The organism is Paenibacillus sp. 276b (assembly GCF_900107875.1).
In the GTDB taxonomy this organism is placed as follows: Bacteria; Bacillota; Bacilli; order Paenibacillales; family Paenibacillaceae; genus Paenibacillus; species Paenibacillus marchantiae.
Genome location: NZ_FNRR01000003.1, coordinates 1 through 14,329 on the forward strand (window position 1 = coordinate 1; position 14,329 = coordinate 14,329).

The 14,329-nt window shown below is 40.8% G+C and carries 16 protein-coding genes; 1 reads left to right on the plus strand and 15 read right to left on the minus strand.

Going from position 1 to position 14,329, the window contains the following annotated elements:
- Nucleotides 1-1,836: S-layer homology domain-containing protein (locus BLV50_RS16175; RefSeq protein ID WP_177031201.1), on the minus strand; the 1,836-nt coding region annotated here is incomplete at its 3' end.
- Nucleotides 1,837-2,853: 1,017 nt separating this feature from the next.
- Nucleotides 2,854-3,051: a cold shock domain-containing protein gene (locus BLV50_RS16180; RefSeq protein ID WP_024631599.1), complete on the minus strand. Its 198-nt coding sequence runs from the start codon at nt 3,049-3,051 to the stop codon at nt 2,854-2,856.
- 446 nt (nt 3,052-3,497) lie between these two features.
- Here BLV50_RS16180 and BLV50_RS16185 point away from each other — a divergent pair, with 446 nt between their 5' ends.
- Nucleotides 3,498-4,565, plus strand: coding sequence for a hypothetical protein (locus BLV50_RS16185; protein ID WP_143038130.1), 1,068 nt, complete (start codon nt 3,498-3,500; stop codon nt 4,563-4,565).
- Between the two features lie 465 nt (nt 4,566-5,030).
- Here the strand turns inward: BLV50_RS16185 and BLV50_RS16190 are convergent, their stop codons facing one another.
- The 13 genes from BLV50_RS16190 to BLV50_RS16250 form a co-directional block, all read right to left on the minus strand.
- Nucleotides 5,031-5,372, minus strand: coding sequence for a hypothetical protein (locus BLV50_RS16190; RefSeq protein ID WP_090808865.1), 342 nt, complete (start codon nt 5,370-5,372; stop codon nt 5,031-5,033).
- Nucleotides 5,359-5,748 carry a flagellar export chaperone FliS gene (fliS, locus tag BLV50_RS16195; RefSeq protein WP_090808867.1) on the minus strand — a complete coding sequence of 130 codons (390 nt, stop codon included), beginning with the start codon at nt 5,746-5,748 and terminating at the stop codon, nt 5,359-5,361. Before fliS ends, BLV50_RS16190 begins: the two co-directional genes overlap by 14 nt.
- Before the next feature lie 21 nt (nt 5,749-5,769).
- Nucleotides 5,770-7,242 (minus strand): flagellar filament capping protein FliD, encoded by a 1,473-nt coding sequence (gene fliD, locus BLV50_RS16200; RefSeq protein WP_090808868.1) that lies wholly within the window; start codon nt 7,240-7,242, stop codon nt 5,770-5,772.
- 22 nt (nt 7,243-7,264) lie between these two features.
- On the minus strand, nt 7,265-7,645 hold the full coding sequence (locus BLV50_RS16205) for a flagellar protein FlaG (protein WP_090808870.1): 381 nt from the start codon (nt 7,643-7,645) through the stop codon (nt 7,265-7,267).
- A gap of 138 nt (nt 7,646-7,783) precedes the next feature.
- Nucleotides 7,784-8,938, minus strand: a complete 1,155-nt coding sequence (locus BLV50_RS16210; RefSeq protein WP_090808873.1) for a flagellin N-terminal helical domain-containing protein — start codon at nt 8,936-8,938, stop codon at nt 7,784-7,786.
- A 150-nt stretch (nt 8,939-9,088) separates the two neighbouring features.
- The gene (gene csrA, locus BLV50_RS16215; protein WP_090808875.1) at nt 9,089-9,322 is read right to left on the minus strand and encodes a carbon storage regulator CsrA; all 234 of its coding nucleotides are present in this window, start codon (nt 9,320-9,322) and stop codon (nt 9,089-9,091) included.
- Between the two features lies 1 nt (nt 9,323).
- Nucleotides 9,324-9,785 carry a flagellar assembly protein FliW gene (locus BLV50_RS16220; RefSeq protein ID WP_256337974.1) on the minus strand — a complete coding sequence of 154 codons (462 nt, stop codon included), beginning with the start codon at nt 9,783-9,785 and terminating at the stop codon, nt 9,324-9,326.
- A 77-nt stretch (nt 9,786-9,862) separates the two neighbouring features.
- Nucleotides 9,863-10,432, minus strand: coding sequence for a DUF6470 family protein (locus tag BLV50_RS16225; protein WP_090808879.1), 570 nt, complete (start codon nt 10,430-10,432; stop codon nt 9,863-9,865).
- Nucleotides 10,433-10,442: 10 nt separating this feature from the next.
- Nucleotides 10,443-11,369, minus strand: a complete 927-nt coding sequence (gene flgL / locus BLV50_RS16230) for a flagellar hook-associated protein FlgL (protein ID WP_090808880.1) — start codon at nt 11,367-11,369, stop codon at nt 10,443-10,445.
- A 25-nt stretch (nt 11,370-11,394) separates the two neighbouring features.
- Entirely contained in the window at nt 11,395-12,930 is a 1,536-nt protein-coding gene (flgK, locus tag BLV50_RS16235; protein WP_090808882.1) for a flagellar hook-associated protein FlgK, read from the minus strand.
- Nucleotides 12,931-12,956: 26 nt separating this feature from the next.
- Nucleotides 12,957-13,457, minus strand: a complete 501-nt coding sequence (locus tag BLV50_RS16240) for a flagellar protein FlgN (protein ID WP_090808883.1) — start codon at nt 13,455-13,457, stop codon at nt 12,957-12,959.
- A gap of 9 nt (nt 13,458-13,466) precedes the next feature.
- Nucleotides 13,467-13,751, minus strand: coding sequence for a flagellar biosynthesis anti-sigma factor FlgM (gene flgM / locus BLV50_RS16245; RefSeq protein WP_090808885.1), 285 nt, complete (start codon nt 13,749-13,751; stop codon nt 13,467-13,469).
- Nucleotides 13,752-13,904: 153 nt separating this feature from the next.
- The gene (locus BLV50_RS16250; RefSeq protein WP_090808887.1) at nt 13,905-14,312 is read right to left on the minus strand and encodes a TIGR03826 family flagellar region protein; all 408 of its coding nucleotides are present in this window, start codon (nt 14,310-14,312) and stop codon (nt 13,905-13,907) included.
- Nucleotides 14,313-14,329 lie beyond the last annotated feature (17 nt).

The window sequence follows — 14,329 nt, forward strand, 5'->3', positions numbered from 1 at the left end:
TCCATCTACAACCGAAATAGCTTCTGCATTGAATGATACTTCATACTTGTTCTCGATATATTCTTTGATTTCTCCCAGGGTGCTTGGCACTTCGGCACCACTCTCATTAACTAAACCTGCTGCTAGGAACTTCGCTCCAGTTTCGGTTACTCTGGCAACGTTAAGCGTTTTTAATCCATTAGCTGGCGCGGCTAAATACCACTGTGCAAATGCCGTAGTGTTCCCGTTGATCACTGTTGTACCGTCCAAAGATGTTCCGCTTCCATCTGCTACTGTGTTCCAGCCTGCAAAAGCATACCCTTCTCTTGAAGGTGCAGCTGGCAAAGTCACTGTTTTACCCGCTTCCACTGTTGCTGCAGTTGGGGCTGTACCATTAGCTCCGTTGAGGTTGAAAGCCACTGTATATGTCACCTTCGTTTGGTCACCGCCTCCATCTGTGGAACCACCCCCAGATCCACCTGAAGAAGAACTGCCACTTGATGATGAAGTTGCAGTAGATGGTGTGTTTACAATAATGCTACCTTTCTGGTCACCCTGGACATTGCTCGGTCTTGCATCAAAAGTAGAATTTTGAGAACCAGAATTAAGTGTTACTGTTGTAATATTGGAAGCACCCAGTAGTTTAGAGATGGCGTTCAATACCAAGTTTACAACTTGCGCACCACTGCTCAGTTGGATTGTATTGTTAGCAGCTGCAGCATCAACTGTTACATCCTGAATCGAACCACTGAGCAATTTCACGGATACGGATGCGCTAAAGATATCAACGTCGTCAAATTTACCGTTCAATTGTACTGTTGCGTTGGCTGGCAGTTCTTTGGCCAATTCAACATCGGTGAAACCTTCGCCGTTCAGATCGCTCTCTTCCAATTTAGCTGATGATTGAACAATAACCTTCTGGGCTTTAGTGGTACCTTCAGCTACTAGACGAACTGTACCGTCCTTTTTATTAACTAAAATGTTGACCAGCACTGAATCCACGAAATGAATAGAGTTCTCACCGCCACCCTCGACGTTAGTGGTGCCGTGAACTTTTACGTTTTTAATTGTTACGTCTCCACTGCCAATACCTGCTGCAAGTAACAGATTTCCTTTAATTTCGTAGTTTTCCAGAGTTACACCAGGCACATTAATAATCACATCGCCGTTGACTATCTTTGTCTCTTGCGTATTACCGTAAATTCCAGCCTTATCAATAGTTACTGTTTCTGCAGCAACTTCCCGGTTACTCATGGCAGATTCAATAAGCACAACCGCTTCTGCACGAGTTAGCTGCTTCTGGGCTTGGAATGTACCATCTGGATACCCTTTCATGATTCCTTTCTCAATTACTGCCGCAACGCTCCCCTGGCTCCACGTAGGAATCTTTCCTGCATCTGTAAATTGTTTGATCTCTTCGGTGTTGCTAGTGTTCAATCCAAGAATATTTGAAATCATTGTCGCAGCTTCCTGACGACTTACGTTGGAACCAGGGTGGAAGGTGTTATCCGAGTACCCTTTCACATAACCAGCATTGACTGCTTTTGCTACATCGTTATATGCCCAGTTGGACGGGGACAAATCTTTAAAATTAGCTACGCTTGGATCTGTGAATCCAAACATGCGATTAACCAATGTAATGAATTCGGCGCGCGTAATAGAATTATTCGGTTTTACTGAACCATCTTGATAACCTTTCAAGCTACCATTCTCAATCCAGCTTTGAATTTGTTGCTCTGCCCAGTGCCCTTGTACATCATTTACAGATTGTGCAGATACAGGACTAAGCGAAGACAATGCCATACTCAAACTTAAAGCACTAACAACTGCTCCACGTAGTTTCTTCTTTTTACTCATGTTATCCTCCTAAAGTCTTATGTATTATCCATCCAAAATCGTTTTAACAGGTTGTTAGCTGATTAATAGAAATCTAACAATCTGTTATATGAGTCTAATTAACTATCAAACTAGATCTATACTACCATATGTTAATAGAATTATTCTACTATATTTTAACTTTTAATAATGGTTCAGGAAGGAAACTAGTATTCTTTCCCACAAAACCTCACTATTTACAAGCCTTATCCAGCTACTCAGCGTCAAATTTGCATATTTACCCCATAGACCTTTCAGTTTTGTGCACTGATAAAAATAATACCAAGTCTGATTCCAGAATGAGCTCATAAAGTACCTCAAGTAGCATGATATAACTATTAAAAACAAGAGGTACTATAAAATCATGTTGAAAATTATTTCATCCAAATAGTCTTGATGTATCATAAGTTCTTGAGATTTTTGTTATTAGTAGAGTAGGAGACTGAATTTCATTGCAGGGATAAGCCCTCTGTTTTACTTTTCTATTTTTCTAGCTCCCCTTCATAAAACTGCGCATGAGGTTTCAAACTGCTTTATGATGTTCTTCTTCCTGTGTCAATACGGATTCTTTTTATAATTTAGTCATTTTCTAATAGCTTAGCGTCACTCCATAAATGCCACGACTACCACCACTCGACTTGACCTCTTTCCATACTCCCCAAAGAACATTTCCTAGGTAACCCTGTCGTATAGCGCATGAAACCCACGAGGGAGAGTTCTCTAGTTCCAGACTCAACTTTCTCTTTATCCTCTAAACTTCCAAGGGCTCACACGTTACACAGCCTTTGCCCATCGTTTCGAGGGGTGCTCTCTCTTGTCCTAAATAAATGTTTCTTTTTGCACCTTGGCTCTTACCTCGAACGGACTTTCACCAGCTAATTGAGTCTACCTTAGCTAGGCGCAAACAAAAAAAGACCCCGGAAAAACCGGAGTCTGATGCTAGCGATAATTCAATTGGTAACCATCTAACCATATATGTAGGTCGGATTGTCCGGATGATTATAATTTGATTACGTTAGCTGCTTGCGGTCCACGCGCGCCTTCGACGATGTCGAATTCTACGGATTGACCTTCTTCCAAAGTTTTGAATCCTTCGGATTGAATTGCGGAGAAATGTACGAATACGTCGCCGCCGTCTTCAGTTTCAATGAAACCGTAACCTTTTTCTGCGTTGAACCATTTTACTTTACCTTGCATGCACTAACATTCCCTTCGTCATCAAATGAAGTGAGGTTGTGTCAAAGACCCTTGCCCACAACTCAGATAATACCATCCAAAGTTATCCATTGTCAATTGGTAAAGTAAATGTTTTCTTGGAATTTTTTGTAGATTAATTGGGGATTGTGTTGAACGATGGGTTATTGTTAATATATCAGGTTATTAAACTAGTGATAAGTTTTATTTCGGCTATTTTCAAGATAAGATTGATGCTATATCACCCGACTCTTCAGCTACCCGTTACGAGAAAAGTTTACATACTATAATGGTGAAAGGTTAGATCGGCATGTTAAAATTTAGTATATCCACCGCAATGATTATATTTCATTTAACAAGGAGAGATTATAGAAATGATTCACTCACTTCGGAACCAAAAATGGATTGCTATAATTCTACTAACTATCTTTTTTTCCGGGATATTGGTATTGGCTCCATCGCAAACAAATGCTCAAGGGAATCGGATACCTGCAGAGGAATTGAAAGAAATCAGTCGGTTATCCTTCACACTTCGTGATGCCTACCAAACGCAATATACGATCTTTATTTTTGCTCAAGATGAAGAAAGCTCCACCCTAACAAAGGAAGACTTTTGGACTAACAACAATCCTGGTGACCCTACATATACAGGCACTTATCGAGCAGCATTACTGAAAAAAGGAGACTCCTACGGTACAGTACAGTCGGCGGATCTTGGCCTTCATTCCGTTACTTTACCCCAAACATGGCATTACACCATTAAGAGTAAGGAAAAACTTACACCAGATATGCTGTTCATCACGGAGTGGGGGTCATCCAACTTTAATTTGGCTAAACCGTTTATTATTCGATCAGGTGTATTACAACCGTTGAAATTTGTAGATAACAAAGGCAAAAAAATAGACGATTTCTACCCTGCAGGTAGAGGGAATGGCATACGCATGTTGTCTGACGCACGGGTGCAGTTCAAGTTCTACAATAACACTATATTCAAATATGAAATAGAAACCTTCAAACTCAACATTAGCAAACTAGAGTTGCGTTTAAGTGACACCCGATATGTTAATGTTGATCAGCCAAACTGGCCTAACTCAGGAATTGGAGATAGAGCCTATCTCGAAAGTCTGAAGACATCTGCTGTAAAAGGTATTCTGCCGAATCAGCCCAATATCAAGCTGGACATGACCCACAAGTCCATGCTCAATACATTAAAAAAGGCTAAATTCAAGGAGAACGGCGAATGGGGAGCATATTACGTTTATTCGCAATACGCAATCGGTTTTGACTCTTACCTGCACGAACTGGACAACAGATCTAGAATCATGGTTTTCAACCTGTTCGCAGAGCAACGTAATCTCTATCCCGAAACGGTGAAGTTGTGGCTAGGTAAACCACAGAAAGAATATTTAAATGAAGCAGAAGGCGGATATGACATGATCTACAAATACGGTTCGCGTACGCTATCCTTTCATTATCCAGAAGAAGATGAACAGATTTATCTGATAACAATCTATTAGACAAAATAGGTGCGTCATTGAATTAAAAAATGAATAAACTTTACGGAATCGATGTTGAAGTTGCGCTGGAAGTTTAGATCAAGAAAAAACGGTGCAAAATTGTTGAATTACGAACTATTGCTACTGGGCGTTCTAAGGAGTTCTATGATTATATAAGAGGGTGTTAGTTTTTTTGGTGAGCCTACCAAGCCGTTAGCGGAGTGGTGGTGGCGTTTGGATCGAGAGGTGGTTTGGGGACTCATAGTGGGGCTGCGATCAAAAGAGGGATCTTATAACAAGTTTTTGAGATTAATCCAAAATATTTGTACAGAAGCTTAGAATTTAAATTATGAATTTAAACCGAGCGAGCACATACTATCGTTAAAACATAAAGGACCCCTTTAATCTTGATAAGTTCTAATAATAAACTAGAAACTCAAGTTAAGGTAGTCCTTGTGTTTTAAGGAGTAGTTGATAATATCCCACTTATTTTTTTTGATCCATCAATATACTATCCGGGGTGTATGACAATTCATATGCATGACGTTGAGCCTTGGCCTGACCCCTTTGCATTAACCATTCTTCCGACTCACTTTTGAGCAGAGACATTTGATTTAGAATTAATGAATCGTATTGCAGTATATGGTCTATGCGTTTCTTCTGAGAATCAGACAAAGAATTATCATTCAATAAATCTCCTATGCCGTCGACCAGTCCCTGTCGTCCTTCGACAAATTCCTCAAGTTCTTGATACGAAATCTGAGGAATTTGTCTAACTACATTTAAAGTCATTGACTCCAACTCACCAATTTGTTCATCCAGTAACATGGTCTGCATTCCCTGTAGTTAATTTTGCCGCTTGGGACCATGTTTCTCGTAATTCCACTAAGTACCCCAAAGCTTCTTCAGCTGGTTGAACATTCTTTTTGATGTTAGCTTCAATTAACAAGTAATTCACATATTCGTATAAGGATGACAAATTATGAGATACATCATAAGAATAGTCCAGAGAGGCTCGCAACTCACTTACAATATCCTGAGCTTTCTTGAAAAATTCATTGGATTTTTGCACTTCTTGTCCAGTAATACCTTCTATCCCACCTTTTACAAAACGAATTGCACCATCATAGAGCATAATCAACAGTTGAGAAGGTGCGGTCTGCACGGCGGATTGTCTATACTTTTCAAAAGGGGATGATATCATTTCTATTCACTCCTGTTAATCTTATTGACCTGCAAAACTAGCCAGACTTGACGATTGAGAGTTCATTTTGTTAATGGCCTGCTCCATAGCTGTAAACTGGCTATAATATCGAGTTTCCAGGTCTGTAAGTTTCTTAGTCATAGCAGACATTCGGCTTTTCAAATCACTTAATTCTTTACCCATATTGCTGTCTTCATTAAAAGATACACCGACATCAGTCGAATACTTCGAAGTTCCTGCACGACTAGCCATTTGTCCTAGTGTAATATTCACTTTATCATACATCTCATTGAACAGACCTTTAGTAGCAGTACCATCTGCAGATCCGGTAAATAACTCCATTACCTCATCCGGATTTTCTTCTATGGCCTTGGTTAATTTGGCTTCATCTGAGATACTTAGAGCCCCGCCTTCAAACCACTGCCCTGTAGTGATTCCAATCGAGCTCAAAGTTATACCCGAAGTACTTTTAGCAAAAACAACAGAATTCCTTAAGTTGGTTACGGTTTGATTAAGAATTTCATCCCCTTTTAACAGGCCACTCTTTGCCTTTGCTTCCCACCTAGTGACATCATCTTCTTTCATATCTTTCTTTTGCTCATCAGTAAGCGGAGCAAAATCTCTGTAGCGCTCTTCGGATAGTTTAGAGTTTAAAGTATTTAATACGCTGTTATAATCACTAATAAATGACTTAATCGTCTCAACCATTTTAGAAGAGTCAACTTTGGTGTTCACAATCGCCGGTTTATCTGTCTCTGTTTTAGCAAGAAACGTAATGTCTACACCATTCATTCGCAGCGTATTAGAATTCAATTCCATCGGTATGTCGTTAATTGTTACTTCAGCTTTTTTTCCGACTTTTGGTTCGCTCTCAGCCATTTGGAACGCATCCGTTAATGACCCTGAAAATGAAAAATCAGAATTCCCATACTCTTTGGATTTAAGTGTGATTTTCCCACTGGCTTCATCAAAGGAAGCAGTCGCTTTAATATTGGTATCTGCATTTATTTTTTTGATCACAGAATCAATAGACTCCGTGTTGGAGAAAGTAATTTCTTTAGGGCTAGCAGTCGTAGAACTCTTTACACTCAGTGTAAAAGTACCACCTGCTCCTAGATCGCTTAACTTAGAATTTTTGGTTATTCCTTCACCTAGTTTTTTACTGCTCTCAAGGGATGTCTGGGTAGCCAAACTACCTACCGTTATAGTCATGGGAACCTGACTGGCTGTTGGGGATGCTTTTACGGATACAGCTGCTGTATCACCCGTCACTTCTGATTTGTATGCATTCACTTCGGTTGAAATACGGTATTTATTCAACTTATTGTTACGGAAATCTACCAATTGACTGTTAATTGTACGATAGCTGTCGCGTTTCCATTCCAATGTCTGTTTTTGTTGTGACAGCTTATCAAGGGGAGCCCTCGCAGCTGTCATCATTTGTTTGACCAGAGTGTCGGTATCCATACCTGACGTCAATCCAGAAACTCTCATAATATTAACTCTCCTCTATGATTTATATTTTTTCATCTATAATAATCCCGGCAAACTCCATCATCTTAGCTACCAGATCCAACGTTTTCTCTGGTGGAATTTCACGAATTATTTCACCAGTTTCCTTATTCAGTACCTTAACCATAATCGAGTGCGTTTCTTTATGTACTGCAACTTCAAAGGCTGTCTCCGGGCCTTCCAAAGCCTTTAGTGCACGATCAATGGCTTTAATCAACTGTGCTTCTCCTACGGGGATTTTCCCCCCTTGTTTCTCCAGTTGGTCCATCTGCTGCTGATTAACTATCTGAGATGTGAGTGACGAATTACTTGATGAAGACGATGTATATGTGGAGCTACTTCTCTGATTCACAGAACTACCTGTGAAAGACACATCCGGATTCATATTCTTCAGCCCTCCCACTTGTTTACTTCAATATTATATATATCGGTTTGTAGGAGCTATGGCTTTACCCTTTTAATAAAAAAAGAACTGCCTGGCCCATAGGCCAAAGCAGTTCTCTCATAAAACTTAAAATGAATCTTAACGAAGCAATTGCAGAACGCCTTGTGGTTGTTGGTTCGCTTGAGCCAACATCGCTTGAGCAGCTTGTGTAAGGATGTTGTTCTTCGTGAACGACATCATTTCTTTCGCCATATCCACGTCACGAATACGGGATTCAGCAGCTGTCAAGTTCTCGGAAGTTGCACCCAAGTTGTTGATTGTGTGCTCCAAACGGTTTTGGTTTGCACCCAATTTGGAACGCTCTTCGGATACTTTGTTCAAAGCATTGTTAATTGTTGTGATTGCTTTGTCAGCAGATGCCTGAGTTGAGATACGAATACCCTTTGTATCATCAATTACATCTGGATCGACTGCATCAACAGCCACAGCAGTAAGTGCTCCAGCTGCCCCGCTTGTGCCATCAGATTTTACTTCGACATCAAGACCTTTTGTATCAAAAGCTTTCTTAAGGGCAGCTACAACATCGTCTTTAGTTGCAGTGACTGTTCCATCAGCTTTTTGAGCAAGTGTGATAGTAACCGTCCCATCATCCGCGATCGCAACTGAAGTTTTTTCTACATCTGCAGTTCCTACAGTAGCAGTTGCGATAGAAAGATCTTGACTGCTATAGTTAGTAACTGATGCACCTACTGCAGTAAGATCTCTTTCAACACCTTTAACTGTAGATACACCAAGATCTGTGTTACTCATGTTATTAATAGTCAACTTAATGTTTTGGCCAGAGTTAGAACCGATATGGAAAGTTTTATCTGCAAAGGAACCATCCAGTACTTTTTGGTTATTGAACTCAGTGTCTGTAGAAATACGTTTGATTTCTTTAGACAATTCGTCAACTTCGGATTGAAGTTTTTGACGGTCAACGCCTTCGTTAGTATCGGAAGAAGCTTGAACAGACAATTCACGCATACGTTGCAGGATGCTGTGAGTTTCAGTCAATGCACCTTCAGCTGTTTGGATCAGGGAGATACCATCTTGAGCGTTCTTTTGAGCCATATCCAAACCACGGATTTGACCACGCATTTTTTCGGAGATTGCCAGACCAGCAGCGTCATCACCTGCACGGTTGATACGAAGACCGGAAGACAATTTTTCCAAGTTTTTAGAAGAAGCACCTGTGTTTGCACCCAGTTGACGGTGCGTGTTCAAAGCCGCGATATTGTGGTTGATAATCATTAGAATTTCCTCCTTGAAATTAATAAATGTCCACATCCATGTGGTTAGCTTGATTCGTTAAGGTCGGCCGCCCCTCCGAACTAGCGTCTAATACATATATCGACCGAATATGACTCTGACTTTATAGCAAATATAGATTTTTCAGAAAATTTATTTTGGCTCTCTGTAATGTCTCATTAATGCTTCGATCTGATCCACTTGTTGGGCTGCCGATTCACGATTCGCTTCTTCAATAGCCAGATACACTTCCTTACGGAATATCTCGATATCCTTGGGTGCTTTAATTCCAATTCGAATGTTATCTCCTTCAACACTTAAGACAGTTATTTCAATCTCATCCTGAATGATTATGGATTCGCCTTTCTTTCGGGACAGGACTAGCATACTATTCACCATCCTTATCAGCCATACTCCGCTGTTCTTCTGCTTCTCTCCATAACGGATGTCGGGTTTGATATGGGGATTGCTGAAGTATAACTTGCCTACCTGATCGCATTTCCAGATTAAGTACGATAGGCGCTAACAAGTTTAACGTTGACTTGCCCACATCCTTGTTCATCGTTACCACACAACGCACAAGTAAATTGGATTGCAAAGACAACTCTTCCACAACATGATCTGCCAGCTCAAATTGATAATTCGGATAAAATACGAACGGGTCTGCTATAACCAACGATATATCTTCGTGTTCAACGGACTGTAAATAAGCAAATGGCCCTTCCGGAAAAGGAATAAATGCAAAATCCTTAACTTGATCAAACCCGGGAATGCCTTTAGTAAAATGAAAAATCAGATTCTCCGAAAAATCCTCTGTAACCGATGAAGTAGTCTCTACGACCATCATCATCCCCCACTCTCTTATTAAATGAAAAAAAGCTATAGATGGCATTCATTATACCTCTACAGCTTCAATATATTCCAACCCTAACCCATCCACTGCTCAAAACTCGGTGGTGTAATCTCTACCTTAGCGTATTGTTGTACTGCGATGTCCAATCTGCCTCGGGTATATTCAACTTCAGGACGCCTCACCTGAACGTCTATCTCTAACGAGCCCTCTACATATTGATATTCTGCTTTCTGAAGATCAAAGCGAATATCTACATTATCAAAAGAAGCCGGACCCCGAAATTCTACAAAACCATCCTTATCCCAAGACTTCCCTTTGATGTTGGAAATGGTGTTTCCCGGAATATGAATGGATGCCATTTGATGTCCTTCCTGCATTCGTCTAGCGATTCCCTGCAGAAAGATCGATGACAATTGAGAATAGATCCGCTGATTCATCTCAAGTGTAGCCCCACCATTATATGCCTTCCAGGCGCTTTCTTGATTCACTTCAAGCGTCGAAACAGGCTTCTGAATATTCAGCTGCGCAGGGGTGGAACGGATTGTCTGTTCCGCACGCGGCTGTTCAATCGAATAGCTTCCTAGTTCAGCTACAATACTTAAAATAGATGGCTGCTGATGGATTTGTATCTGAGGTATACTCAAGATGCACCTCCTATCTTAAGAAATCGGCAAGTGAAGGCGTAATGATTTTAGCACCGGCTGACAGAGTCGCATTATATATGTTCTCTTGGATTGAAGAATTCATAATTAATTCTGCATAGTCAGCATCTTCCGTCTTGGCCTGCAGATCTGTCAGATTGATACCCAAGTCTTGGAGACGACTTTGCATCAGTTCTACCCGGTTGGTTTTGGCACCAAGTTCAGCTCGAATCGTTGTGATTTTCTCCAATCGACTGTCGAACTTGTCCAATTGAGCGCCGATTGCTTCGAAGTCCCCATTCGTAAGTGCTTCCGTTAAACGATCGATTGTTGTGAACAATTGATCATCCTCGGATGTATCACCTGTTGAGCCAAAAATAGCAGATCCCGTAACGTTAATGCCCATTTGTACACTTTCCCCAACCGAATAAATAATGTTGTTATTATCTGTAGGTAGAACATCTGTCGTTATCGAATTACCATTAGCATCCTTAACGAAGTCGTAAGGTTTTTGCGTATAAGATTGACCATTGAAGACATATTTGCCATTCAATTTGCTGTTTCCGATATCGATTAACTGCTCTTTTAATTGCATGACTTCTGTTTTTATACTATCTAGTGCAGATTGAGGATTAGTAGAACTGGCGGCTTGTACGTTTAACTCCTTGAGTCTGTGAATAATATTACCTGTCTGATCTAACATCTGGTCACTGTGATCCAACCAGGATAAAGTATCATTCACATTTCGAGAGTATTGATCATTAGCTGATAATTCAGTACGGTACCGGAGAGAATACGTAATACCTACAGGGTCATCGGAGGGCTTGTTCAGTTTGCGTCCTGTAGCCAATTGATTTTGCGTCTCACTCATACGTACCGTATTACGGTTCAAGTTATGCATGAGTTGGGAACTGATCATATTTGAGGTTACTCTAAGCACGACTCACTACCCCTTTCTTCATATATTAGCGGCCAACTACGCCAGTTGAATTAATTAATTTGTCGAGCATTTCATCAAATGTGGTCATAAAACGTGCAGATGCATTATAGGCATGTTGGAATTTAATCATATCGGACATTTCTTCATCCAGGGATACACCACTTACCGATTGGCGTCTGCTGTCTACCTGTTGTAACAAAAGTGATGCGTTCTCTGTCTGACGCGATGCCTCTTGACCTTGCACACCTAACTGACCCACCAGAGAACTATACAAAGAATCAATTGTTCCTGTTTGAGTTCCCCCAGGTGATTGGAATTTAAGATCTTTTAAATTTGAAATTAAAAGCGCAAGTGAGTTACTACCAGCCACAACCTGTTCATTAGGTTCTGTACCTACTGTACGCATTGAAGAAGCAATCAATTTCGGATTCTCCTCAATTTGCGCATTTAAACGAATATTACCTGCTGTGATTGCCCCTCCACCTTGAGCTTCAAAAAACGGCAAACCACCCTTTGTAGTCCCATCCAAAGTATATCCCAATTGATGTAGGCCATTAAGTCCTTTAACTGTAACAACGGTGTCTTCGGTAACGTTTCTACCGGTTACTCCAGCTACAGTCACTCCTGGGGGAAGAACGGAACCTTTAGGAAGGGTAACCTGTACATCACCATTAGCAAGCGTGTTAGCCATATTGTTAAGTTGTTGCTGATAATCCGCAACATATACATCGCGTGAATACAACATACCATAGACTTCACCGCCAGTAATTCCGCCTGCATTGTATGCATTCTCTAAGAAGGCACTGTCTACCTGCGTAACTGCTGTTCCATTGACTAATTGTTGGGCCCCCATGGAAATCGTGTACCCTTGGTCAGTTTCTTGAACAGTAATATTCACAATTTGTGACAATTTGTCAGTAAACAGGTCCCTTTGATCTCTCAAATCATTCGCGTTATCACCCAAGGACTCCAGCTTTCTAATAGAATCATTTAAATCAGCAATAGATGTGAGATAGTTCTGAACCTCGTTCGCTTTTACTCCAACGTTCGTTGTTAAATCCTGACTGAGGCTATCTAATTGGCGACTCATATAGTTGAAAGCATCGGTCATGGCTACTGCCGTTTCCTTCACAATTTTACGTGTTGTCTCATTTTCAGGATCTTTGCTTAGCTCCGACCACGATTTCCAAAATTGATCCATTACTGTTCGAATGCCTGTGTCTGATGGTTCATTAAATATGCCCTCAAGTTTACTAAGAGAATCAGATTGGATATTCCAACTACCAGAGGCATTTGCTTCTCCTCTATATTGAGTATCTAAAAACGCTTCTCTTATTCTAGTGATTGAATTGAACTCCACCCCTGTACCGAGTTGTCCCGGGGCCATAGAACGATTCATTCCCAGTGCATCTATTGATATAGAAGCATTCATATTAACACGTTGTCTAGAGTATCCCGGCGTGTTTGCGTTTGCGATGTTATGTCCAGTCGTACTTAAGGCAGTTGTATGAGTAAACAAACTCCTCTTCGCCGTTTCAATGGAGTGAAATGTAGATACCATCGAAATATACTTCCCCCTTATGCGCTCTACGCGCGAGTATCAAACATTCCTATGCGACTTCCTCCGACTTGTTTTCCAGCAGGAGGTTGGTAAGTTACTTCTTGATCAGGAACTCCACTAAACAGATTCATAGAATAATCCAAAAATTGAAGTGATTGCTCAACAAGGGTTTGGTTCATATCATTTAATGCCTTAAGCTCTGATAATGAATTAGCCAACTGCTGTTGCTTCCCAAGCAAGATTTCCTTATCCTTCGGATCAAATACCAAACGTGATAATTCTGTAAGGTTTAAGTTCAGAGCGGATTTAATCCCTTTCTCTTGTAAAAACAAGTGACAGCAATTAACTCGCTCTTCTTCTAGGCGAAGTATCTCCTTAAGGACCCTTGATTCCTGATTATTGATTTGAATCAGCTCACTGACTTGATTATTCATTATTGCAGTTCTTTTGGATTTTCCCCAATGCAACATGGTCTGATGAGCAGCATCAAGTTGATCTAGAACATTAAAAAGTTGAGCTAACGCCATGGTTGCCTCCTATTGTTCCCCGGTAGACTTAAAGTACGGCAGTAACTTGTCAGCAAGTTTACTGCTGTCTACCTGGTAAGTTCCCGAACTTACCTGTTCTTTCAGTTCCTGTATCCGTTGTAATCGTCCTGCATCCTGTGTACGACCTTGTTCCTCAAGCATCTTCATCGCCTCCGGAGAAATGGATACCTCGTCCTTACGGCGGCTCTTTTTGGCATCAGCCTGCTGATTGGATTCAACGTTCCTCTGATATGAATTGATTGCACCAATTCTACTCGGTTCATTGATTTTCATACGAATTGCACTTCCTTCCACCTTAAGATTTTTCACATTATCTTTATATTGTCGAACGATTAGGATAATAAAAAAAACCGATAATCTTTAATAAGTTTATCGGTACGTTCCAAAACATTTGTTATAGCAAAACTTGTATTTAAGCCCTCGTTCCTATAGATCCCGTAGTTTGTCGACAGCATTATAGGTTCGTCCGCCTATGCTGCCGTTATCCTTCTGACCTACTTCTCGAGCCGCTCCAGCCAAATCTTTCGTCAAACGATTCCGGCAAGAGTCGCACATATGGCCATCACGGATCAGGGTTCCGCACACTTCACAAGGATACATCATATTGGGGGCGTTTTCGATGGAAATCCGTCCCTCACGAATGAACTTGGTAATATTTTTAATTGAAACGTCTGTTGCATCAGACAGTTCCTGTATGTTAGTGCCCTTGTTTTCGCGTAGATAATCCACACAAGTCTGGTATTCCAGTTCAATTTCCTTGATACAGTTCGAGCATACATCCCGAAAATTCAACGCATATAATTTGCCACAACGCGGACAATTACCCAGATTCATCGCTAAAACGCCCCTCT